The organism is Streptomyces sp. NPDC006458 (genome assembly GCF_040612135.1).
In the GTDB taxonomy this organism is placed as follows: domain Bacteria; phylum Actinomycetota; class Actinomycetes; order Streptomycetales; family Streptomycetaceae; genus Streptomyces.
Genome location: NZ_JBEXPR010000010.1, coordinates 73922 through 95593 on the forward strand (window position 1 = coordinate 73922; position 21672 = coordinate 95593).

16 protein-coding genes and 1 pseudogene are annotated in these 21672 nt (G+C 74.4%); 7 read left to right on the forward strand and 10 right to left on the reverse strand.

Annotation, left to right across the window (positions count from 1 at the left end; all coding sequences use genetic code 11):
* Positions 1–54: 54 nt before the first annotated feature.
* Positions 55–801, forward strand: coding sequence for a class I SAM-dependent methyltransferase (locus tag ABZZ79_RS15665; protein WP_356689473.1), 747 nt, complete (start codon positions 55–57; stop codon positions 799–801).
* Here the strand turns inward: ABZZ79_RS15665 and ABZZ79_RS15670 are convergent.
* Together ABZZ79_RS15670 and ABZZ79_RS15675 are read right to left on the reverse strand one after the other, a co-directional pair.
* Positions 761–2662, reverse strand: coding sequence for a glycoside hydrolase family 15 protein (locus tag ABZZ79_RS15670; RefSeq protein ID WP_356689474.1), 1902 nt, complete (start codon positions 2660–2662; stop codon positions 761–763). The genes ABZZ79_RS15665 and ABZZ79_RS15670 overlap by 41 nt on opposite strands.
* Before the next feature lie 133 nt (positions 2663–2795).
* A complete protein-coding gene (locus ABZZ79_RS15675) occupies positions 2796–3473 on the reverse strand; it encodes a chaplin (protein WP_356689475.1) in 678 nt (225 codons plus the stop codon).
* Between the two features lie 477 nt (positions 3474–3950).
* Here ABZZ79_RS15675 and ABZZ79_RS15680 point away from each other — a divergent pair, with 477 nt between their 5' ends.
* The 3 genes from ABZZ79_RS15680 to ABZZ79_RS15690 all read left to right on the forward strand — a co-directional run bounded on the left by ABZZ79_RS15680 (position 3951) and on the right by ABZZ79_RS15690 (position 7878).
* Complete coding sequence (locus tag ABZZ79_RS15680; RefSeq protein WP_356689476.1) at positions 3951–5564, forward strand: alpha/beta hydrolase; 1614 nt, start codon at positions 3951–3953, stop codon at positions 5562–5564.
* Between the two features lie 76 nt (positions 5565–5640).
* The gene (locus ABZZ79_RS15685) at positions 5641–6735 is read left to right on the forward strand and encodes a chemotaxis protein (RefSeq protein ID WP_356689477.1); all 1095 of its coding nucleotides are present in this window, start codon (positions 5641–5643) and stop codon (positions 6733–6735) included.
* 129 nt (positions 6736–6864) lie between these two features.
* Positions 6865–7878: a Gfo/Idh/MocA family oxidoreductase gene (locus ABZZ79_RS15690; protein ID WP_356689478.1), complete on the forward strand. Its 1014-nt coding sequence runs from the start codon at positions 6865–6867 to the stop codon at positions 7876–7878.
* A 76-nt stretch (positions 7879–7954) separates the two neighbouring features.
* Here the strand turns inward: ABZZ79_RS15690 and ABZZ79_RS15695 are convergent.
* Positions 7955–8401 (reverse strand): annotated as a pseudogene (locus ABZZ79_RS15695) (alkaline phosphatase family protein); the annotation flags it as partial.
* A complete protein-coding gene (locus ABZZ79_RS15700) occupies positions 8341–8754 on the reverse strand; it encodes an SsgA family sporulation/cell division regulator (RefSeq protein WP_356689479.1) in 414 nt (137 codons plus the stop codon). The gene ABZZ79_RS15700 and the pseudogene ABZZ79_RS15695, both read right to left, overlap by 61 nt.
* A gap of 404 nt (positions 8755–9158) precedes the next feature.
* Here ABZZ79_RS15700 and ABZZ79_RS15705 point away from each other — a divergent pair, with 404 nt between their 5' ends.
* Positions 9159–10616: a SpoIIE family protein phosphatase gene (locus ABZZ79_RS15705; protein WP_356689480.1), complete on the forward strand. Its 1458-nt coding sequence runs from the start codon at positions 9159–9161 to the stop codon at positions 10614–10616.
* Between the two features lie 74 nt (positions 10617–10690).
* On the opposite strand, the gene ABZZ79_RS15710 is transcribed toward ABZZ79_RS15705, so the two are convergent.
* Positions 10691–12187: a hypothetical protein gene (locus ABZZ79_RS15710; RefSeq protein ID WP_356689481.1), complete on the reverse strand. Its 1497-nt coding sequence runs from the start codon at positions 12185–12187 to the stop codon at positions 10691–10693.
* Positions 12188–12431: 244 nt separating this feature from the next.
* Here ABZZ79_RS15710 and ABZZ79_RS15715 point away from each other — a divergent pair, with 244 nt between their 5' ends.
* On the forward strand, positions 12432–13610 hold the full coding sequence (locus ABZZ79_RS15715) for an aminoglycoside phosphotransferase family protein (protein WP_356689482.1): 1179 nt from the start codon (positions 12432–12434) through the stop codon (positions 13608–13610).
* Positions 13611–13869: 259 nt separating this feature from the next.
* On the forward strand, positions 13870–15855 hold the full coding sequence (locus ABZZ79_RS15720; RefSeq protein WP_356689483.1) for a peptidoglycan recognition family protein: 1986 nt from the start codon (positions 13870–13872) through the stop codon (positions 15853–15855).
* Positions 15856–15908: 53 nt separating this feature from the next.
* On the opposite strand, the gene ABZZ79_RS15725 is transcribed toward ABZZ79_RS15720, so the two are convergent.
* The 5 genes from ABZZ79_RS15725 to ABZZ79_RS15745 all read right to left on the reverse strand — a co-directional run bounded on the left by ABZZ79_RS15725 (position 15909) and on the right by ABZZ79_RS15745 (position 21669).
* Positions 15909–16406: a hypothetical protein gene (locus ABZZ79_RS15725; RefSeq protein WP_356689484.1), complete on the reverse strand. Its 498-nt coding sequence runs from the start codon at positions 16404–16406 to the stop codon at positions 15909–15911.
* A 256-nt stretch (positions 16407–16662) separates the two neighbouring features.
* Positions 16663–19566 (reverse strand): AAA family ATPase, encoded by a 2904-nt coding sequence (locus ABZZ79_RS15730; protein WP_356689485.1) that lies wholly within the window; start codon positions 19564–19566, stop codon positions 16663–16665.
* A gap of 136 nt (positions 19567–19702) precedes the next feature.
* On the reverse strand, positions 19703–20296 hold the full coding sequence (locus ABZZ79_RS15735; RefSeq protein ID WP_356689486.1) for a CGNR zinc finger domain-containing protein: 594 nt from the start codon (positions 20294–20296) through the stop codon (positions 19703–19705).
* Between the two features lie 29 nt (positions 20297–20325).
* A complete protein-coding gene (locus tag ABZZ79_RS15740; protein WP_356689487.1) occupies positions 20326–21228 on the reverse strand; it encodes a universal stress protein in 903 nt (300 codons plus the stop codon).
* A gap of 198 nt (positions 21229–21426) precedes the next feature.
* Positions 21427–21669, reverse strand: coding sequence for a DUF397 domain-containing protein (locus ABZZ79_RS15745; protein ID WP_356689488.1), 243 nt, complete (start codon positions 21667–21669; stop codon positions 21427–21429).
* Positions 21670–21672: the final 3 nt, after the last annotated feature.

Below are 21672 nucleotides of genomic sequence, written 5' to 3' on the forward strand. Positions count from 1 at the left end.
GCGACGTACCGCACGGGCACCGCACGCGCGAGTTCGACGACCCGGGTGGGCGACATGACACACAACGACGACGTGGACTGGGACAGCTGGCCGGTCGCGGACTATCTCGCCGAGAACTACCGGGATCTGCACCCCTCGGACGCCGCGGTCATCACGCATCACTCGGCCTTCTACCGGCGCCTGCCGCGCGGGGGCGTGGAGCGCGCGGTGGAGTTCGGAGCGGGGCCGAACCTGTACCCGCTGATCCTCGCCTCGGGTGCCTGCCGCCGGATCGACGCGGTGGAGACGGGGGCGAGCAACGTGGCCTATCTGGAGCGGCAGCTGATGTGCACGCCCGAGGCGAGCTGGCTGCCCTTCCACGCGCTGTGCCGAGAGCTGAATCCGCAGGTGCCGCCGACGCTCGCGGCCTCGCTGGCCGGGGTGAGCGTGGTCCACACCGACGTACGGGAGCTGGAACCGGGGCACTACGGGCTGGCGTCGATGCACTTCGTGGCGGAGGGCGCCACGGAGGACTACGCCGAGTTCGCCGAGTTCTGCGGGATGTTCGTGCGGTCCGTGGCGCCGGGCGGCTATCTGGTGGCGGCGTTCATGGAGAACATGCCCACCTATCGCATCGGGCCCGCCACACGCTGGCCGGGCTGCCCGGTCGGCCCCGACTCGGTCACCGAGGTGTTCGCCCCGCTGACCGAGGAGCTGGCGGTGACCCGGATCGACGCCGACACGACACTGCCGGACTACGGCGACACCGGGATGGTGCTGCTCACCGCGCGGGCGAGTCGCGCAGCGCGAACGCGGTCCTGACCAGCGCGACATGGCTGACCGCCAGCGGGGCGTTGCCCAGCTGGCGGTGGGCGTCGGGGTCCCAGCGGGCGGCGAGCAGCCCGAGGTCGTTGCGGACGGCCAGGACCCGTTCGAAGGTGTCCTGGGCGCGGCCGGTCTCGCCGAGCGCGGCGAGGGCGTCGGCGTACCAGAAGGTGCGGGCGATGGAGGGCGCCTCGCGCCCGTCCCCCGGGGCGAGCGAGGGGTCAGGGGTGTGGGGGCGCAGGAAGCCGCCGTGCTCCAGGGCGCCCAGGGCGTGGACGGTGTCCCGCATCCGGGGGTCGTGGGCGGGCAGGAAGCCCAGTGCGGGCAGCAGCAGCGCGGAGGCGTCCAGCCGGTCGCTGCCGTAGCTCTGCACGAAGGAGCGCGGACCGGGGCGGTTGCCCTCGCTGAGGACCTGGGCGCGCACCTCGTCGCGCATGACGCACCAGGCGTCCGGCACCTCGGCCCCGAGCAGCGCGCCGAGCGCGACGGCCCGGTCGGCGGCGACCCAGGCCATGACCTTGGTGTGGACGGACTGCCGGGCGGGGCCGTGCCACCGGCCCCGGTCGGGTTCGCGCCAGTGCGCAGCGACGTCGTCCATCACGGCCCCGACCAGGCTCCAGGCGTGCCGGGGCAGGTCGATGCCGGCCCGCAGCGACTGGCAGAAGGCGTCCAGGACCTCGCCGTAGGCGTCGAGCCGGCCACGGCCGCCCGGGGGCGCGGTGCCGAACCGTACCGGCGTCGAGTCCTCGTAGCCGTTCAGCCAGGGCGCCTCGGTCTCGGACAGCAGGCGCTGTCCGGCGACGCCGTAGACGCTCTGGAGGGCGGCGGGGTCCCCGGCGACGGTGCGGACCAGCCAGCCGAGCCAGGCGGCCGCCTCCTCGTGGTAGCCGCTGCGCAGCAGGCAGGACAGGGTGAAGGAGGACCCGCTCAGCCGGCACACGCGGTCGTCCCAGTTGCGCTCGCCGCCGACGTGCTCGGGCAGGGAGGTGGTGGGCGCGCCGACCACGCCGCCGGTGGGGGCGTAGGTCAGCGCCTTGAGGGTGATCAGCGAACGGACGACGGCCTCGCGCCACGGGCCCTGGTAGCGGCACCGCGCGGCCCAGTGGCGCCAGAAGTCGGTGGTCTCCTTCAGGGCGGTGTCGGCGGGGACACCGAGCGCGCCGGGCGCGGTCGTGTGATGGGAGGGCGTCCACGCGAGGGTGAGGGCGACGCGGCGGCCCGCGGGGATCGTGAGGTCGGTGACGGTGGAGCCGTCCTCGCCGCGGTCGGCGACGGAGCCGTCGGCCGCCTGCCACAGGGCGCCGGACCCTTCGGCCGCCTGCCACATGGCGCCCGGTCCTTCGGCGCGGAACGGGACGGCGTCCGTATTCCGGGTGCCGGGTCCGCGGGTCCCGGGACCGTCGGTGCTCAGCCAGACCGCGTCGGGTCCGGCGACCGCGACCCGGCAGCGCCCGGCGTCGCCGCGGGTCCACGGCAGGACACGGCCCTGGTTGAAGCGCAGCCGCAGCTCACTGCGTACGGTCACGGTGCCGGTCAGGCCCTCGATGATGCGGACGAGGCAGGGGTCCTGGCCGCGCGGCGGCATGAAGTCAGTGACGCGGACGCTGCCCGTGGCGGTCTCCCACTCGGTGTCCAGCACCAGGGTGTCGGGCCGGTAGGCGCGGCGGGTGCAGGGGCCTCGGCCGCCGCGCGGGGCGATGCGCCAGAAGCCGTTGTCGGCGCTGCCCACCAGGGCCGCCAGACAGGCGGGCGAGTCGAAGCGGGGCAGGCACAGCCAGTCGACCGACCCGTCGCTGCCGAGCATAGCGGCGGTCTCCAGGTCGCTGAGGAGGGCGTAATCCTCGATGAGACTGCTCATGATCGGGACCACGCCGTCGTACACCTAGCCGCACTTCCAGCGTACGCCGGTGCCCGCCGGCGTGCCCGGCGTGCGTGCGGAGCCCCATCGGGCGGGGGCCGATGGGGTCCTCCGTATCGCGATCTCGCCGCGGTCAGTCCGTCGCCCGGCGGCGGAATCCGCGGTGCAGGGCGAGACCGCCGAGCAGCAGGACGGCGCTGCCCGCGGCGGCGGGCAGGGTCATGTCCGTGCCCGTGTGGGCCAGCGCGCTGTGCCCGGCCGGGGCGTGCTCGGGGGCCGGCGGGGTGTCCGGGTGGGACCTCGGCGGGCTGGGCTCGGCCGGGCGCTCGGGCTCCACGGGCTGCTGAGGCTTCTGCGGGGGCCGCGGCTGCGCGGGGGTGCCGGGTGTGTTGACGGACACGTTGCCGAAGGCCGGGTTGCCGATGCCGACCACGTCGACCGAGTTCCCGCTGAGGTTGACGGGCAGTTCGACCGGCACCTGGAGGCCGTTGCCGGAGATCAGGCCGGGCGAGCCCTCGGTGTCGCCGACCGCGCCGGCGCCGGGCGGCGGGCCGTCCGGGTGGGCGGAGTCCGACGTGTTGGCGCAGGCGTTGCCCGCGGCCGGATTGAGCAGTCCCACCACGTTCACGGTGTTGCCGCAGGCGTTGACCGGGAGGTGCACCGGGAGCTGGATGCTGTTGCCTGAGACCGCGCCGGGCGAGCCGGCCGCGGTCCCGTCGGCCGCGGAGTCGGCGTGCGCGGCTCCCGCCGCGGCGAACGCGCCCGAGGCGGCGACGACGGCGATGACACCGTTTCGGGTAACCCGTCTCATAGGTCCCTGCCTTCCAGACATGGATACGGGCACTCGCCCGCACCCGGTAGAACGCGGGCGAGCCGGCGGAGTTATGGCCGAACGACCTTTCACCCCATCGAGTGCCATGACCACCGAACAAGGGGTAAAAGATCGAATTCGCCGCGACATCCGGCGAAAGGGGCGCAGGGTACGCCGCTTCAGGCCGCTCCGCCCGCCCACGGGCGGGCCTCGGCGGGGCCGCATATCGTGAGCTAGGGGCTGCCGTCCGGATCAGGGCGGCCAGGATCGGCCAGGAAAGGGGACAGCACCTCTCAGCCGACCCGGGCGGGGTCCGGTGCGTGCGGCCGCAAGGCGGAGGAGGGAGTCGACGCGGAGCGCCGGCAACCGACGACAACGCCGCGGATGTGCGCACCGGACCCCGCGAAGCCGACCTGATCCGTACGGCAGCCCCCGAGGTTTCAGGGCCTTGCTTCCCGCCACTGGCAGGAGGGACCGATGCCGACCAAGCTGTCCGACTGGTGGCCCGCGGTCCGGCGCTGCGCGCTCGCCGGCATCGCGGGGCTGGCCCTGCTGGGCGCGGGGCTCCCGGCCGCGACGGCCGACGACGACGACCCCGGTCTTGCGCGCTTCTACGACCAGAAGATCTCCTGGTCGGCCAAGGCGTGCGGGGGCGGCGAGCCCGCGGACCGGCCCGAGGACCTCCAGTGCGGCAAGGTCACCGTCCCCCTGGACTACGCCCACCCGGGCGCGGGCACTTTGGAGCTGGCGCTCGCCCGCTACCGGGCCACGGGCGACTCACACGGTTCGGTGGTGCTGAACTTCGGCGGCCCCGGCGGCTCCGGAGTGAACGAACTCGCCTGGGGCGGCGAGGAGTTCATGGACCTGGCCGAGGGCTACGACGTGGTCTCCTTCGACCCGCGCGGAGTCGGCCGGTCCTCCCCCGTCAGCTGTGGCGACGGCGATGTCGAGGCTCCGGAGGACACCGAGGAGGCCGGCGACCCGCTCGGTGATCCGCAGACCGTGCTGAGGGAGCTGCGGCGGATCGCCAAGGAGTGCGCCGCACACTCCGGCCCGGTCCTGCCGCACATCGGCACGGTGAACGTCTCGCGCGACCTGGACGTCATCCGCCAGGCCCTGGGCGACAAGAAGCTCAACTACCTGGGCTTCTCCTACGGGACCCGGCTCGCCGCGGTGTACGCGGCACAGTTCCCGGACAAGGTCGGCCGGATGGTCCTGGACGGCGTGGACACGCTGACCGAGCCGCTGACCGAGCAGGGCATCGCCGGGGCCAAGGGGCAGCAGACGGCGCTGGAGTCGTTCATCGACTGGTGCGTGCGGGACATCGCCTGTCCGTTCGGACAGGACGCGCGCACCGCCCGCGAGGACGTCGTGAGCCTCGTGCGCTCGCTCGACGAGGACCCGGTGCCCACCGCCTTCGGCGGGCCGTTCTCCGGTCAGGACCTGGTCGGGGCCCTGGGGCAGGCGCTCTACAGCGAGAACCTGTGGCCGTCGCTGGAGCGGGCGCTCGCCTCCCTGCTGGAGGACGGCGACACCCGCGCGATCGAGAGCTTCGGGGGCGGCGGCTTCGCCCTGCCGCCGCCGATGCGTTCGAAGTCCGGGGAGGGGGCCGAGGGCACGCTCGTGAACGAGGAGGACATCCCGCTGGACAACCTCCCGGCGGCGCTGATGGCGGTCAACTGCGCGGACGATCCCGACCGCCCGACGGCCGAGCAGGTCACCCGTGACCTGGCCCGGCTGCGCGCCGACTACGAGCGTGCGTCACCGGTCTTCGGCACCTACCGGCTCACCCAGGTGCTGATGTGCCACGGCCGCCCGAAGGGCACCGACTTCATCCGCGAGAAGGTCAAGGACGTCGACACGCCGAGGATGCTGCTGGTGGGCACCCGCGGCGACCCCGCGACGCCGTACCGCTGGACGGTGGAGACCGCCGAGCGGCTCGGCTCGTCGGCGGTGGTGCTCGACAACCGCTCCGAGGGCCACACCGGCTACGGCTCCTCCATCTGTGTGCACCGCAAGGTGGACGACTTCCTGCTGTACGGCTCCCTGCCGGCCGACGGCAGCTCCTGCGGCTCCGAGCAGGAGCGCTGAGCGGCCGTAACAGCCGTGACAGTATGGGCTGATTACCCCGAATGCCCGATAAGCGAATTGGACCTATGGTGCTGTCATGGAGCACGCACTCACCCCCACGATCCTCAGCGAACTGCGGCGCCCGCGCCCCTACCCCGCGGTGTCGGTGCTCACGCCGACGCATCGCCGCGAGCCCGAGAACGCCCAGGACCCGGTCCGGCTGCGCAATGTGGTGGCCGAGGCCAAGCGGCAGCTGGAGGCCGATCCCGCGGTCACCCGGGAGCGCCGCAACGACGTGGTGACCCATCTCGACCGGGCCCTCGCCGAGGTCGACCTCGCGCACACCGAGGAAGGCCTGGTGATCTTCGCGGCTCCCGGTGAGCACCAGGTGTGGTCGCTCGCCCGGGAGGTACCCGAACGCGTGGTGCTCTCGGACACCTTCCTCACCCGCAACCTGGTCTCCGCCCAGGCGGCGGAGCAGCCGTTCTGGGCGCTGTCGGTCGCCGCCGACCGCGTCACGCTGTGGAACGGCGGGGCCGACCGGGTCGTCGAGGAGCGCTCCGGAGGCTTCCCGCTCGTCCGGCCGGAGGAGAACTTCGACCCCGAACGCCGCGAGCGGATCGGCGACAACCCGAGCACCTTCCGCGACGAGGACACCCGGCGCTTCCTGCGTGACGCGGACACGGCCCTGGGCGCGATCCTGCGCGCCGCCCCGCGCCCGGTCTACGTCACCGGCGAGCAGGCCGCGCTGTCCGCGCTGGACGAGATGGGCCTGCACACCCGGGACGCCGTCCAGGTGCCCCGTGGCGGACTGGCGCACGCCGGTGCGGAGGCCGTCTGGCAGGCGCTGCACCCGATGGTCGAGGAGGAGGCCAAGCGCGGCGCCGACCGGGTGGCCGGCGAGCTGGAATCGGCACGCGGGCGCAGGGAGTTCGCGGCCGGCGTCGACGAGGTCTGGCAGAACGCCCGGGAGGCCCGGGTGCGGCTGCTGGCCGTCGAGGAGAACTACCGGATCACCGTGCGCGACGACGGCGACCATCTGATCCCGGCGATCAGCGGGGACCTCGACGCCCGCGAGGACATCGTCGACGAGATCGTCGAGCAGTGCCTGGAGACCGGCGCCGAGGTCCGCTTCGTCCCGGACGGCATGCTCGGCGAGGCCGGTGGCATCGCCGGCGTCCTGCGCTACTGAGCGCGCCCGCCGGGCCCCGAAGACACCGAGCGCCCAACCGTCCCCGCCCTTGGGCGGACCCTCGATCCCCTGCCCGTCCCGCCGCGGCCTACGCTACGGCGGGACGGGCTGCGACGAGGGAGTGCGGACGTGAGTGACCTGCTGGGTGTGGCGGTGCTGGGTGCCGGACACATGGGAGCCGACCACATACGACGCCTGGACCAGGTGGTGAGCGGTGCCAGGGTCGCCGCGGTGGCCGACCCGGACGTCGACCGCGCCGAGCAGGCACTCGCGGGCATCTCCGGGGCCCAGGTCCACACCGAGGCCGAAGCCGCGCTCGACGCGCCCGGGGTGCGAGCGGTGCTGATCGCCTCACCGGGCGAGGCGCACGAGAAGGCCCTGCTCGCCGCGTTCGCGCGCGGGCTGCCGGTGCTGTGCGAGAAGCCGATGGTGCCGGGCTCCGAGGGCGCCCTGCGGGTGCTGGAGGCCGAGGCCCGGCTGGGGCGGCGGCTGGTCCAGATCGGGTTCATGCGGCGCTACGACGCCGAGTACCGGCAGCTGAAGGCCGTACTGGACGAAGGGCGGCTCGGGCGGCCGCTGATGCTGCACTGTGTGCACCGCAATGTGTCCTCGCCGCCGCACTTCACCTCCGCGATGCTGATCGACAGCTCGGTCACGCACGAGATCGACGCCGCGCGCTGGCTGCTCGGCCAGGAGCTGACCGCGGTGACCGTGCTGCGCCCGCGCCCCTCGGCCGGTGCCCCCGAAGGGCTGCTGGACCCCCAGTTCGTGCTGTTCGAGACGGACGGCGGGGCCCTGGTGGACGTGGAGGTGTTCGTCAACTGCGGCTTCGGCTACCAGGTGCGCTGCGAGGCCGTGTGCGAGTCGGGCAGCGCACGGATCGGCGAGGGCCACGGCATGCTGGTCACCTCGGCGGGCGCCGCGCGTGAGGACGTGGCGCAGGACTACCTGGTGCGCTTCGCCGACGCCTACGACCGTGAGGTGCAGGCCTGGGTGGACGCCACCCGGCAGGGCCGCGTCACCGGGCCCGGCGCCTGGGACGGCTACGCGGCCTCCGTCGTCGCCGAGGCCGGGGTCCGGGCGCAGGAGAGCGGCGGCCGGGTGGCCGTCGACCTCGCCCCGCGCCCGGCGCTGTACGGGTGATCGGCCGCTGACGCCCCTCGGCGTGGTTCTCCCGGGTGGGGCCGGACTCCTCGCCACCGTCGCAGCCGGCGGAGTCGGCCTTGCCGCTCCACGGACAGGTGCGGTCGGGGCCGGTCGCGCCGAGCGCGGAGCCGAAGCAGGCGTCGCAGATCGCGCAGTGGTCGGCGAGCGCGTGGTGGAAGGGGATGTCGCCGCGGTCCAGGTCCAGGAGTGCGGCAGGTCGCCGGTGCGCCGGGCGAGGGTCTCTCGCCGTCGGCGCCGCACGCGGCCACGCCGGCCGCCGCACTCGCCCGGCGAGTCCCACGAACCCCCGTCGGCTGACCGGTGTCGTTCGCCCCGCCTTCGTCACCGGCGCAGCCCTGCGGTACGCCGCGCGAAGGAGGCCGGGCCCGTGCGGTAGCCGGTGGTGAACAGCGGGGGAAGGGGCGACCGCGCCCTGCGCGCCCGCCGCCGGACCGTCCGCTACACGCCGTCGAACAGCGCGTTCAGGCCGCGGTCGACGGCCTCGCCGAGGTCCTCGCACCCCGCGCCCACGACCGCGTAGGTGCGCACCAGGAACCGGCCGAGGGCGGCGGTGTCGAACTGGAGCAGGGCCATGCCGTAGGGCGAGTGGAACTCCAGCACCGTGCGGGCCCGGCCGCAGGGCCAGATGTGCACGTCCCCGCTCCCGGCCGGGCCCTGAAGTCCGTCGGCCAGCAGTGCGCGGGCGAAGGTCCAGGTGACGCCCTCGCCCTCCAGGGACACCTCGGGCGGGAAGTCGATCTGCACCGCCAGCGGGTCCTTCGAGTCGTACCGCAGCGTGGCGGGGACCGGCACCTCCAGCTCCTCGGCGGTGATCAGCCGGGCGCGGGCGGGCTGTTCGAGCGTGATGTCCATGGGCGACCTCCTGCGGGCGGGACGTCGGCCGGTGTTCCGGCCCGCAGTTACGACCTCGCAGGGGGCGTTTGCATTACACCGACCCCAGAAAGATTTGATGTGACCTGCGTCACAAGCCCCACAACACCCCTGCCACCTAGAACAAAGTGGCGTCGAACGCATGGACAGAACCCTCGGACAGCACCCGACCCTGCGTCAAGTCGCGTACCTTGTCTACGACTTGCCCTTCGGGGGAGGTAGTCGAAAGACGTGCGGCAACCCCTCCGGGAAGACCCTGACATATGCCAGAAGCACCACCGTATCGTGTGTTGCCGAATCCCTTACAGGGCGTCGCGGGCTGTGCAACAGTCGTAGCGGTCCCATCTACAGCCTTGGTCGTTCCGTCCCGCCTTCCGGAGTGCGTCATGCCGCCCCATCTCTCCGCGGACCGCCCAGCCGCCCAGCCGCCAGGACGCGGCACGGTCGATGCGTTGATCACGCAGACCCGGCGGCTCAGGGGCGACGTGGACGCGGTGCGGCGGGACGTGCCGGGCGACGGATCGGACCCGCAGGACCGCTGGCAGCGCGCGCTGTACGACCTCGCCCTGCACCAGCTCAACGACCTCGACGAGCATCTGGCACAACTGCGCGACGGCCCCGCGGCCCCGGCCGCCGAGACCGCACCCGCGCCGGTGCCCGCCGGCGAACCGCAGGGCGAGTCCCTGCTCAGCCGGGTCGGCAGCGCGGAATGGAACCTCCTGACGGACGTGGCCAGATGGTCCGGCGAGCTGTACGAGATCCTCGGCCGCGACCCCGCCGCTCCCCCGCTCACCCTCGACGAACTGCCGTCCCTGGTCCACGACGAGGACCGGCCGCTGCTGACGACGATGGTCACGGACTGCCTCGTCGACGCCAAGCGCATCGACGGCGAGTTCCGGATCGTGCGGCCGGACGGCGGCGTCCGTACGGTCCACATGATGGGCGAGCCGGTGCTCGACGGCGACGGCGGCACCGCCTCGATGTGGGCCGTGCTGCGCGACGTCAGCGCGCTGCGCCGCAGCCAGCGGGCCGTGAGCGAGACCCATGACTCGTTCCAGCGCCGGCGGCACCAGGCGCAGACCGAGCACCGGCTGGCGGTCGAGTTGCAGGAGGCCGTGCTCCCCCCGTGGCGCGGCACCCTGCGACTCCCGCACCAGGGCCGGCCCACCCTGGACCTGGCCGCGCACCGGCTGCCGCCCGCCACCCGGACACCGCTCGGCGGCGACTGGTACGACACCCTCGAACTCTCCGACGGCGAGACCCTGCTGAGCGTCGGTGACCTCACCGGCCACGGCGTCGCCGCCGCCTCGGGCGTCGCGATGCTGCTCGGGGCGGTCCGCGGCATGGCGATGGCCGGCACCGGGCCGGGGCCGCTGCTGTCCTGGCTGAACCAACTCCTGGACGCCACCGCGCAGCCCGCCCTGGGCAGCGCCGTGTGCTGCCGCTACCGCCCCACGACCCGCACGCTGGTGTGGGCGCAGGCCGGACACCCCGCCCCGCTGCTGTTCCGCGGCGGGACGGGGCGCCGGCTGGACGCACCGGACGGAGTCCTGCTCGGCGCGACCACGGGGGCCTCCTACGGCGAGGCCGAGGTGACCCTGGAGACCGGCGACGTCCTGCTCCTGCACACCGCCGGACTGCTGCCCGGCGACTGCGGGTCCCCCCGCCCGAGCGAGGCCGGGAGCGGGGAGGAGGCGGCCGCCGTACGACGCCTCCTCGGCCTGGCCCCGCGGCTGGGCGCGGCGGCCACCGCACAGGACTGTGTGCGGGTGGTCGTGGAGGAGTTCGGCGAGGGCGCGCGCGAGGACGACGCCTGCGTGCTGGTCGCCAGGGTCGAGGCGTGACGCCGTGACGTACGCCGCCGTTTGATCCGACTTCTGTGCGGCGGCCGGGTGCCGCCCCGGCGGTGCCGCGGCCCCTACGCCGGTGCCGTGCTGCCTCCCCTGCCCTTCGCCATCCTGGGCAGCGCCAGCCGGATCTCCTCCCGCAGTTCGTCGATCTTCGGGTACTCGGCGTACGCGGCGGTGAGCCGGTACATCTGGCGCAGCCGGTCCCAGGTGCGACGGGAGGAGTTCTGCCCCATCGACACCAGGGCGAGCCGGGCGAAACTGTCCGCCTGCTCGGGATCGTCGGCGATGAAGCAGGCCGAGGCCATGGACAGGAAGTCGAAGATCTTCGACCGCTCCTGTGCGTCGACCCGCAGGGCCAGGGCCTTGTCCGCGTAGTGCCGGGCGTGGACGGCGGCCTCCGGCTCGTACTCGGCCAGCGTGCGATAGGCCAGGGCCTGCATGCCGTACAGGTCCGCCTCGTTGAACAGCTGCATCCAGGACGGTGGCGCCTCGTCGGCCTTGTCGGAGACGAAGAGGTCCTCCGCCCGGCCGAGGGTGCGCCGCATCGCCTGCCCCTTGCCCATCGATGCCTGCGCCCAGGCCTCGATGGTGTGGAACATGGCCTTGGTGCGCGGCAGCACCCGCTCGCCGGAGCCGGACTGGGCCAGCTTCATCAGGTCCATCGCGTCGTCGGGCCGGCCCAGGTGCACCATCTGGCGGGCCGCCCGGGAGAGCGCCTCGCCGGCCCGGGGCCGGTCACCGCCCTCGCGCGCGGCATGGGCGGCGATGACGAAGTACTTCTGGGCCGTGGGTTCGAGGCCGACATCGTGCGACATCCAGCCCGCGAGGACGGCCAGGTTGGCGGCGACGCCCCACAGGCGCCGCTGGAGGTGAGGAGGGTGGCGGTAGGCGAGCATGCCGCCCACTTCGTTGAGCTGGCCCACCACCGCCTTCCGCTGAAGCCCGCCACCGCGGGCGGCGTCCCAGGCCCGGAACACCTCCACCGAGCGCTCCAGTTCCTCGATCTCCTGCGACCCGATGGGGGCGGCCTCGTAGCGGTCGAACCCGGCGGGGTCGGCGTGCAGGGGGTTGTCGAGGACGGGAGCGTCGGCGGACAGGGCCGGATCGGTGTGCAGCCAGTCGTGCATGGCGCTGCTGAGTGCGGATCCCGCGGCGAGCGCGGCACCCGCGCCCACCAAGCCGCGTCGGTTGAGCATGAGGTCCATTCCCGTGAATTCGGTGAGGACCGCGGCGGTCCGCTCGGGCGCCCACGGCACGCCGTCGGGATGTTCCTGAATCCCGCCGCCCTGCCGTTTCCCCGTGCGCCCGTGCCGGACCAGACCGAGGTCCTCGATGGTCACGACACGGCCGAGACGCTCGGTGAACAAGGCCGCCAGCACCCGCGGCACGGGATCGCGCGGGATCTCTCCCATGTCGATCCACCGCCGCACCCGCGAGGTGTCGGTCGACAGTTGCGGGTGGCCCATGGCCACCGCCTGCCGGTTCACCAGCCTCGCGAGTTCGCCTTTGGACCAGCCGGCCAGGCCGAACAGGTCCGAAAGGCGGGTGTTGGGTTGTCCGCTCACGTCAAGCCCCCAGGTTCTCGGCTGAGTTGACCGTAGCCCTTGGAGAGTTGCCGGGCGACTATTCGCCAGGGTTCGCCAGGGTGCGCCAGATGGTGTGCCACGGGCCGCCGGGTGTCAGGTAGGAACGCGCCACCCCGACCCGGTCGCCGGTTCTCCCGGAACTGGTGCACTCCCCAGGGTGCACCCGTACGGCCGGGTCGGGCAGCGCGTTTTCGTAGGGCTCACGAAGGGATCTGTATCGCCCATGTACGCAGCATCGTCCTCCGTGTCCGCCCCGCCCCGGTCGCTCCGCCCGCGTCCCCAGACGCCTGGCACGGCCCGAGTGGGGGAAGTCCCCCTGCCGGGCGGCGGCCCCTACCTCGCCCCCCAGCGATCGGCCGCTCCCGTGCTCGGCGCGGGCAGGGCGCGGCCTGGCGCGGGACCGGGCGGCCAACCGCTCAGCGGGAGACTCGACTTGTCCGGCCCCCAGGGCGCCCAGCTGCGCGCGGCGATCGCCGCGGTGCACCGGATCTGCCCGGAGTTCACCCCGGTGCAGGTACTGCGCCGCAACAGCCGGGCCGTGCTCCTGGTCGGCACGACCGGTCGCAGCACCGCCGTCGCCAAGTGTTTACTGGACCACTCGCCCGCCTGGGCCGAGCGCATCCGGCACGAAATAGCTGCATACCGCTCGTTCGTCCGGCACCGCCCGCCCGTGCGGGTGCCCCGGCTGATCGCGGCGGACCCGGACAACTGCACCCTGGTCGTCGAGCGGATGCCGGGCCGGGTGGCGGCCCTGCAGCGCCACCCCGCCGAGGCCCCGCCACGCGCCGACATCCGAGCGGCGCTGGGCGCGATCTGCCGCCTCAACCACTGGCGGCCGCCCGCGGGCACCTTCGACGCCCCCCTGGACTACGCGGCCCGCATCGCCCGCTTCCACGAGCTGGGGCTGCTCACCGACCGGGACATGGGCGACCTGCAGAAGCTGCTGCACGGCATCGCCACCGGCGCGGGCCGGCAGGGCATGGGCCAGTTCTGCCACGGTGACGCGCTGCTCAACAACGTACTGCTGTCCCCGGCCGGACCGGTGCTGGTCGACTGGGAGCACGCGGGCTGGTACCTGCCCGGCTACGACCTCGCCACCCTGTGGTCGGTGCTCGGCGACGCGCCCGTGGCCCGGCGGCAGATCAGCCAGATCGCGCAGTCGGCGGGCCCCGCCTCGCGCGACGCCTTCCTGGTGAACCTGATGCTGGTCCTCACCCGGGAGATCCGTACGTACGAGACGGCGATGCAGCGTTCGCTGCACGACACGACCCCGGCGGCACCGGGCACGCCCCACCCGGCTGCTGCGCCGTCCGGCGAGGAACAGCGGCTGCTGCTCAGGCGGCTGCACGACGACTGCCAGATGGCCCGCCGGGCCGTCCGAGCGGCGGTCGGCACTCGCTGACGGGGACGGCGGTCCGTGGTGCGCCCGTGGACGGGGCGGGGCACCACGGACCTCGCCGTGTGCGGGCCCGGATCCGGGACCACAGGTGTACGCCACTGACGCCCCGCAGGCCCGTCGGCCGCCGCCACGAAACTCCGCACACCCTGCGCTGACATGGGAAATCGCCCTCCTGTGGGCATGATTGACGGATCGTCGAAGAGCCGGTACCACTGACACGCCCCGCACGGCTCATCGCGCCCGACCGTCACAGGAGGCTGCTTTGCGACGCCCCGTCACCGATCCCCGTAGTGCCGCAGGTCCGAGACGCAGGCGAAGGGCTGCGGCGGGGACGGTCGCGTCCGCCGCGCTGCTGCTGCCCCTGCTGGGCGCGGCGCCCTCCGGGGCGCAGGCGGAGGCGGGGTCGGCGGACCGTCTCCAGCTGGCGTTCGCCTCGGCGTCCGCCGACCACCACGTGCCGCAGAGCGTGCTGCTGGCCGTGTCGTACCTCCAGTCCCGCTGGGACGCGCACGCCGGGTCCCCGAGCGTGACCGGCGGCTACGGCCCGATGCACCTGACCGACGCCCGCACGGCACTGGCGAACGCGCCCCACCACAGCGAGGGCACCGAGGACGCCCGCGGCGACGGCGCCCGCCCCGCCCTGCTGCCCGAGACGGCACCGCCGGACCCGGCGAGGCTGCCCGCCCGGCTGCGCACCCTGCCCGAGGCCGCCGGGCTGACCGGGCTGAGCCCCGAGGCGCTGCGCACCGACCCGGCCGCGAACGTGGCGGGCGGGGCGGCACTGCTCGCGGCCGCGCAGAAGGACCTGGGCGAGCCGCTCAGCTCCGACCCGGCGGACTGGTACGGCGCGGTGGCGCGCTTCTCCGGCGCCGACGACACGGCGACGGCCGCCGCGTACGCGAACGACGTGTACGAGGTGCTGCGCACCGGCGCCGAGCGGTTCACCGACGCCGGTCAGCACGTCGCCCTGGCGGCCCGCCCGGACCTGGCCCCCGACACCTCGCAGCTGGCGCGCACCGGTCTGCGCAGGGCGTCCGCCGCGGGCACGGAGTGCCCGTCGAACGTGTCCTGCGAGTGGATCCCGGCGCCGTACGAGACGTTCGGCGACAACGACTACGGCAACCACGACCTCGCCGACCGGCCGGCCTCGCAGCGCATCCGGTACATCGTCGTGCACGACACGGAGGGCGGCTGGGAGGGCGTCCTGAACCTGGTGCAGGACCCGACGTACGTGTCCTGGAACTACTCGCTGCGCTCCACGGACGGGTACATCGCCCAGCACGTCAAGGCGAAGGACGTGGCCTGGCACGCGGGCAACTGGTACGTCAACGCCAAGTCGGTCGGCCTGGAGCACGAGGGCTTCCTGGCCTATCCGGACTCCTGGTACACGGAGGCGATGTACCGCTCCTCCGCCCGGCTGGTGCGCTACCTGGCGCAGAAGTACGACATCCCCCTGGACCGGCAGCACATCCTCGGCCACGACACCGTGCCGGGCCCGACCACGGCGACGGTCCGCGGCATGCACACCGACCCGGGCCCGTACTGGGACTGGGCGCACTACTTCACGCTGCTGGGCCGGCCCCTGGAACCGACCGCGGGCCCGAACGGCGGGCTGGTGACCATCCGGCCCGACTACGCCGCGAACCGGCCCGCCTACACGGGGTGCGTCGGCTCGGGCGAGCCGTGCGCGGTGCACGGGTCGAGCGCGGTGCGGCTGCACACCGGGCCCGGTACGTCGTACCCGCTGGTCAAGGACATCGGGCTGCGGCCGGGCGGCCAGGATTCCACCATCGGCGTCAACGACATCGGGTCGCGGGTGTCCACCGGTCAGCAGTACGCGGTGGCCGGCCGTGAGGGCGACTGGACGGCGATCTGGTACCTGGGCCAGAAGGCCTGGTTCGAGAACCCGAGGCAGGAGCCGACCGCCGTGTCCGCCAAGGGCCTGGTGATCACGCCGAAGGCCGGTCTGGAGAGCGTCCCGGTCTACGGCCGCGCCTACCCCGAGGCGAGCGCCTACCCGGCCGGGGTCCCGGCGCAGGCCGTGTCCCCGCTGCCGTACAAGCTGCTCGCGGGGCAGAAGTACGTGGCGGGCGATCTGGTGCCCGGCGAGTACTACTACGCCGTCACCTTCGACACGGCCTCTCATCGCGTGGTGCGGGGCGAGGACCTCTACTACGAGATCCAGTTCGGGCACCGGGTGGCGTTCGTCCGGGCGGCCGATGTGACCGTGGGGGCGTCGACGTCCTGACAGGGACGGGCCGGGTCGCCGTGACGGCGGCCCGGCCTGGCCCCTCGCGGGCTTCAGCCCTGCTGGAACAGCTCCGCGGGCAGCGGCTTCAGCAGCGCGTACAGGTCGTCGGTGATGGGGCGGTCCCAGGCGGCGATCGTCACCAGGACGTTGTCGCTGCGGTCGAACTGCACGCAGGCGATACGGCTCTCGGAGAGCTTGAGGCGGCGCACGATGAGGAGGTTGTCGCCCTGCATGACCGGCACGTCCTCGACGCCGGTGACGGTGACCTCCTCGTCGTTCTCCAGGGCGACGAGCAGCTGGGCCACCTCGAAGGGGATCTGGCCCTCGGTGACCTCGCGGGCCGGGGAGCCCTCGGGCAGATTGCCGATGATCATCGCGGGGCCGCGGCCGCCGAACAGGTCGTAGCGCAGGAAGACGCCCTGGCAGGAGCCGTCGGGGGCGGGCAGCAGCCCGGCGCCGAGGTTGCCGGGCCAGTCGCCCGGATCCATGGCCAGTACGTCGAAGTCGGGCCCGGCGGGAGTGGCGCTGCGGCGGCGGAGGAACGACATGTCGCCATGGTACGGCTTGCCGTCCGGCGGTTCAGCCGAGGGAGCGGGTGGCCTCTCGGTGCGTGGTCCGTGTGCGGCTTGTCCGTGGTTGCTCGCGCAGTTCCCCGCGCCCCTTTTGAGGTGGTCCCGCCTCTGCTCGGCCGTCTGCTCGGGAGCCCAGAGGCCGGACGGGGGCGGCCGCGGACGCCTTGAGGGGCGCGGGGAACCGCGCGCCCGGCCACCGGCGGCCCGCGGCCGGGGCTCGGGCGCCGGAGTGCTACTGGGCCGGGCGGTCGGCCAGGGCGGCGGGGAGGCCCGTGGGGTCTGTGCCGATCTTTCGGTAGACGGCGGAGAGGAGGCGGGTGACCGAGGGTTCGTCGGTGCGCAGGTCGCGGGCGATCTCGGCCGGGGTGTGGCCGCCGACGGCGAGGGCGGCGGCGCGGCGCTCGCGGGCGGTGAGGGTGTCGGTCTCGGTGCCGTGCAGTCGGCGCGGGCGCAGACCGGCGGCGCAGATCTCCTCGCGGGCGGTGGTGGCCAGGCCGTCGGCGCCGCACTGGACGGCGGCCTCCAGGCCCCGGTAGAGGTGCTCGGCGGCCTCGCGGTGGTGGCCGGCCAGGCGCAGTTCCGTGCCCAGGGACACCAGGGCGCAGGCCAGTTCGTAGGCGGCCGGGGAGCGGCTGAGGTGGTCCACGGCCTCTTCGAGGTGCTTGATCCTCGCGGCCCCGGTGGAGACCTCGGCGAGGGTGCGCAGGGCCTGCCCGATGGCGGACGGGGTGCCGAACTGGCGGGCGCGCGAGAGGGCCTCCTCGGCGGTGACGAGGGCGCGTTCGGGGGCGTAGTGCCGCTCGGCGCGGGCGAGGTGGAGCTGCCAGGGGCACCAGGCGGGGTTGCGGATGCCGCGCGGGTCCAGGCGGCGGCCGGCGGCGGAGAGTTCGGCGGCGGCCTCCTCGATCCGGCCGCAGGCGAGCAGCAGTTCGCCGTACACGGTCTGGGCGTCGGGGAAGACGACGGCGGCGGGGAAGGGGGCCGCGAAGTGGTAGGTGTCGGCGGCGCTCGCGGCCTCGGCGACCCGGCCGCGGGCGAGCAGGATCTCCACGAGGATGCCGACGGCGTACCAGTGGGCGGGGGTGTCCGGGCCGACGCGCTCGGCCAGGCGCAGCCCGGCCCGCACGAAGTCCTCGGCCTCGGCGAGCCGGCCGCGGCGGTAGCGGACGTAGCCGAGCAGGGTGTACGCGAAGGAGAGGTGGGCGCCGCGCCAGCCCTGGCGTTCGAAGTCGGCCGTGCCGGCGGCGAAGAGTTCCTCGGTCCGGCCGGGCCGGTCGGCGTACATGAAGGCGAGGGCGACCAGGACGGGCACCTCGAAGCCGCGGTCCGGCTCGGCCCAGCCGAGGCCGCCCGCCAGGGCGCGTTCGGCGTGGTCGAGGGCGACCTTGGCGGGCTCGCCGCGCAGTACGGCGTCCCAGGTGCGCAGTCCGATGATGTAGCGCTCGGTGAGGTCCCGGCCCTGGAGGCGGTCGGCGAGCCGGGCCATCCGGCGGGAGCGGGCGGGGTGGTCGGGTTCGTCGGCGCGGAAGGCGTCCCACATGAACTGCTCGGCGGTCATGCGCAGCCGGACGCGGGCGTCGTCGGTGACGCGGATCTCCCGGGCGAGGGTGTCGGAGGCCTCGGCGAGTCGGTCGCTGTGGGCGAGGACCTGGGAGAGCCGGTAGACGACGTGATGGCGCAACTCGGGTTCGGCGATGGGCTCTTCGAGGGCGGCGCGCAGGTGGTTGACGGTGGTGGCCGGTTCGGTGAGCAGGGAGGCGCAGCCCAGTTCGTACAGGACGGCGGCGCGGTCCTTGTCGGCGGGCGGTTCGCGCAGGGCGCGGGCGAGGTAGCGGCAGGCGGCGTCGGGGGCGCCCGCGCGCAGGGTCTCGGCGGCGGCGGCGCGCAGGTTCCGCACGACCCAGGGGTCGCCCTCGGGGTGGGTCTCCAGCAGGTGGCGGGCGGCGGCGTCGGCGCCCTGGCCGCCCTCGACGACGCACCAGGCGGCCTGGCCGTGCAGGGCGACGCGGATGGCGGCGGGGATGGCCCGGTAGACGGCGGTGGCGATGAGGGGGTGGACGAATTCGAGGGTGCCGGTGTCGTTGACCGGGCCGGTGAGGATGCGGGCGCTGCGCAGCGCGTCGGCGGCGTCGGCGGCCCCCTCGTGGCCGAGTCCGGCGACGGCGGCGGCGAGGGAGGGGCGGATCTCGGTGCCGAGGACGGCGCAGGCCCAGGCGAACCGGACGGTGGCGGCGCCGAGGCGGTCGATGCGGTCGATCAGGCCGCGGCCCTTGACCGCGGCGGCGAGGTCGCGCAGCAGGTGGGCGCCGGACTCGGTGGGGTTGAGGCCGCGGTCGTGGACCTTGGCGGCGAGCTCGACGGTCTCGAAGGGGTTGCCGGCGGTGACGGCCCAGCACTCGCGGCAGAAGGCGTCGTCGGCGTGGGCGCCGAGGGTCTCGCGGACGAGGCCGGCGACGGCGCGGGCGCTGAGCGGTTCGAGGTCGAGGGGGCGGGACCCGGCGCGGCCGGGCAGGCTCCGGAACGACTCGGCGTGCTCGGGGAGTTCGTCGGGCCGGTAGGCGACGGCGATCAGCAGCGGGAGTTGTTCGGCGCGCGGGGCGAACGCGGCGAGCCAGCGCAGGGATTCGGGGTCCGCCCAGTGGGCGTCGTCGAGCACGAGGACCATGGGGGCGCGGCGCACGGCGAGGTGGGTGAGGACCCAGTCGAGGCCGTCGCGCAGTCCCTGCGGATCGGGCGGGGCGCCGCCCACGGGCGCGCACAGGCCGAGGGCGGGGCCGACGATGTCGTACCAACTGCCCAGCGATGCGCGCAGTTCCGGCTCGGCGGTGCCCGCGAGCTGGGGTTGCAGCAGCTGGCGGGCGACGTGGAAGGCGACGCGCTGTTCCTGGTCGCCGCCACGGGCGCTGAGGACGGTGCAGCCGCGGGCGGCGGCGCGCCGGCGGACCTCGGCGAGCAGGGTCGTCTTGCCGATGCCGGCGCGTCCGGCGAAGGCGAGCAGGGCCCCGCCGGGGCGCTCGCGCGGCCCGGCGCCGTCCGCGCGCAGGCCGACGAGCTCGCTTAACGCCTCGTCCACGGCGCCGAGTTCGTCCTCGCGCTCGAAGAGCGTGCGGGCGCTTCGCGGTGTGTGCTGCCCCATGTCCTACCCCCCTGTCACGGGCTGCGTCCGTGCGGGATACGGGCGCGTACCGTGACCCTCAGGCAGCTCAGCGTACGCTTCCGGGTGGCCGTTCGCTGCGGTCTAGACGTTACTGACCGGACGGTCTTCGCCGCGGTCACCGACCGGACGGTCGCTGCCGCCGCTCGTGATGCCGGGCCACGCGGGCGCGGTTGCCGCAGGAGGGCTTGCACCACTCCTGGCGGGGGTGCCCCTTGAGGAAGTAGCGCACGCAGCGCGGGGCGTGGCAGGCGCGCAGGCGTGCGCGGTCGGGGCTCGTGAGGAACGCGGCGGCCGCTCGCGCGAGCACGGCCGTCAGGTCGTCCTCGCCGTGCGCGGGAAGGTGCCGCAGGCCCGGCTCGGTGTCGTCGGCCCAGTGCAGGACGGGCACGGTGGGGGTGCGGGCCGCGGCCGCGTTGAGGCGGGCCACGGCGTCCTCGACGGGCAGCAGCCGGGCGGCGTCCGCGGGGCTGGGCGCGCCGGGCACGCTGCGGGCGAACAGGGCGCGGACCGCGGCGCGCAGTTCTCGTACGGCGGTCAGGGCGGGCTCGTCCGCGGTGTAGGCGGCCGTGCCGGGCAGCAGGCCGGGGTGGGCGCGGACCCAGGTGGTCAGCCCGGCGGGGTCGGTCAGGTCGTCGGCCACGCCGCCGTGCCCGTCGTGCCTGATGGTGAGGGCGAGGTCGAGGGTGACGCGGGCGTCCTGGGCGGGCATGGGGCCGATGATAGGCGGGCCCCGCCCGGTCAGACGCCGGCCGGGGCCGGTGAGACCACCGCGACGGGGCTCGCCGCGTGCAGCAGGACGGCGTGGGTGACGGAGCCGAGCATGGGGGCGGGGGCGAGCAGGCGGCGTCGGTGCCGGCCGACGAGGGTCAGCTCGGCGCCAGGGGAGGAGGCGACGAGGGCCCCGGCCGCGTCGCCGGGGACGGGCACCACGTCGGCGCGGACGTCGGGGTGCCGGGCCCGGTGCGGTGCGAGGAAGCCCTCGGCGAGGGCCCGGGTCTCGCCCGCCAGGTCGCCCTGGCGGATGATGACGGGCACGAGTTCGCCGGGCGGGGACCAGTCCTGGACGGGCCAGGGGTAGGCGGCGACCGCCTGGAGCCGGGCGCCGCGCAGGGCGGCCTCGGTGAAGGCGAGGTCGAGGACGGCGTCGTCGGGGCTGTCGACCTTGAGGCCGACCACCACGCGCGGCCCCGGTTCCTGGGGCAGGGGGTCCGCGGCCTGGCGTCCGGGCGGGGGCACCACGACCACCGGGCAGTCGGCGTTCTGTGCGGCGGCGATGCTGTGGGAGCCCAGCAGCAGGCCGACGAAGCCACCCCGGCCGCGTGTGCCGAGGACCAGCAGCCCGGCCTCGGCGCCCAGCTCGGGCAGGAAGACCGCGGGGGCGCCGTCGAGGGCGACGTACTGCGCGTCCGGTGCGTCGGCGAGCTCCGCCAGCCGGGCGCGCGCGTCGCTGAGCACGGGGTCCTCCTCGGCCGGCGGGGGCAGGACCACGGGGGCGCCGGGGTGGGTCCAGGCCAGGTCGTGCCGTACGTGGACCACGGTGAGCGGCGCCCTGTGGCGCCGTGCGGCGTCGACGGCCCAGTCCAGGGCCCGCAGGCTGCCGTCCGAACCGTCGACCGCCGCGATGACCGGCAGGGTACTCATGTCCCTCACCTCCGAGTACGACCTTCCGCTTGCTGGGGCCAGCCTGGCGCAGGCGGCGGCCCCGGGGCGGGCGTGCGGTCGCGTGTCCGGGAAATCGGCGGGAACACCGCCGGATCGGAACACCCTCGAAAGCGGGCCCCTCCGGCAGGGGCGGGCCCTCGGCGCCGGGTGCGGCTCGGCTCCCGGCGCCGGTCCGGCTCAGGTCAGGTCGAACTCGCCCTCGCGCGCGTTGGACACGAACGCGCCCCACTCGGCGGGGGTGAAGATCAGGGACGGGCTCTCGGGGCGGTCGCTGTTGCGCATGGCGATGAAGCCCTCGACGAAGGCGATCTGGACATCCCCCCGTCCCCGGCTGCTGGACTGCCACTCGGCGTTGCTGAGGTCCAGCTCCGGCTTGCCCCAGCCCCTGAGCGGCTGCTGCTGGATGGTGCTCTCGGCCACGTC

Coding starts and splice junctions, on each gene's coding strand:
- ABZZ79_RS15665 (WP_356689473.1), top strand. CDS start 55: ATGACACACAACGACGACGTGGACTGGGACAGCTGGCCGGTCGCGGAC.
- ABZZ79_RS15670 (WP_356689474.1), bottom strand. CDS start 2,662: ATGAGCAGTCTCATCGAGGATTACGCCCTCCTCAGCGACCTGGAGACC.
- ABZZ79_RS15675 (WP_356689475.1), bottom strand. CDS start 3,473: ATGAGACGGGTTACCCGAAACGGTGTCATCGCCGTCGTCGCCGCCTCG.
- ABZZ79_RS15680 (WP_356689476.1), top strand. CDS start 3,951: ATGCCGACCAAGCTGTCCGACTGGTGGCCCGCGGTCCGGCGCTGCGCG.
- ABZZ79_RS15685 (WP_356689477.1), top strand. CDS start 5,641: ATGGAGCACGCACTCACCCCCACGATCCTCAGCGAACTGCGGCGCCCG.
- ABZZ79_RS15700 (WP_356689479.1), bottom strand. CDS start 8,754: ATGGACATCACGCTCGAACAGCCCGCCCGCGCCCGGCTGATCACCGCC.
- ABZZ79_RS15705 (WP_356689480.1), top strand. CDS start 9,159: ATGCCGCCCCATCTCTCCGCGGACCGCCCAGCCGCCCAGCCGCCAGGA.
- ABZZ79_RS15715 (WP_356689482.1), top strand. CDS start 12,432: ATGTACGCAGCATCGTCCTCCGTGTCCGCCCCGCCCCGGTCGCTCCGC.
- ABZZ79_RS15725 (WP_356689484.1), bottom strand. CDS start 16,406: ATGTCGTTCCTCCGCCGCCGCAGCGCCACTCCCGCCGGGCCCGACTTC.
- ABZZ79_RS15730 (WP_356689485.1), bottom strand. CDS start 19,566: ATGGGGCAGCACACACCGCGAAGCGCCCGCACGCTCTTCGAGCGCGAG.
- ABZZ79_RS15735 (WP_356689486.1), bottom strand. CDS start 20,296: ATGCCCGCCCAGGACGCCCGCGTCACCCTCGACCTCGCCCTCACCATC.
- ABZZ79_RS15740 (WP_356689487.1), bottom strand. CDS start 21,228: ATGAGTACCCTGCCGGTCATCGCGGCGGTCGACGGTTCGGACGGCAGC.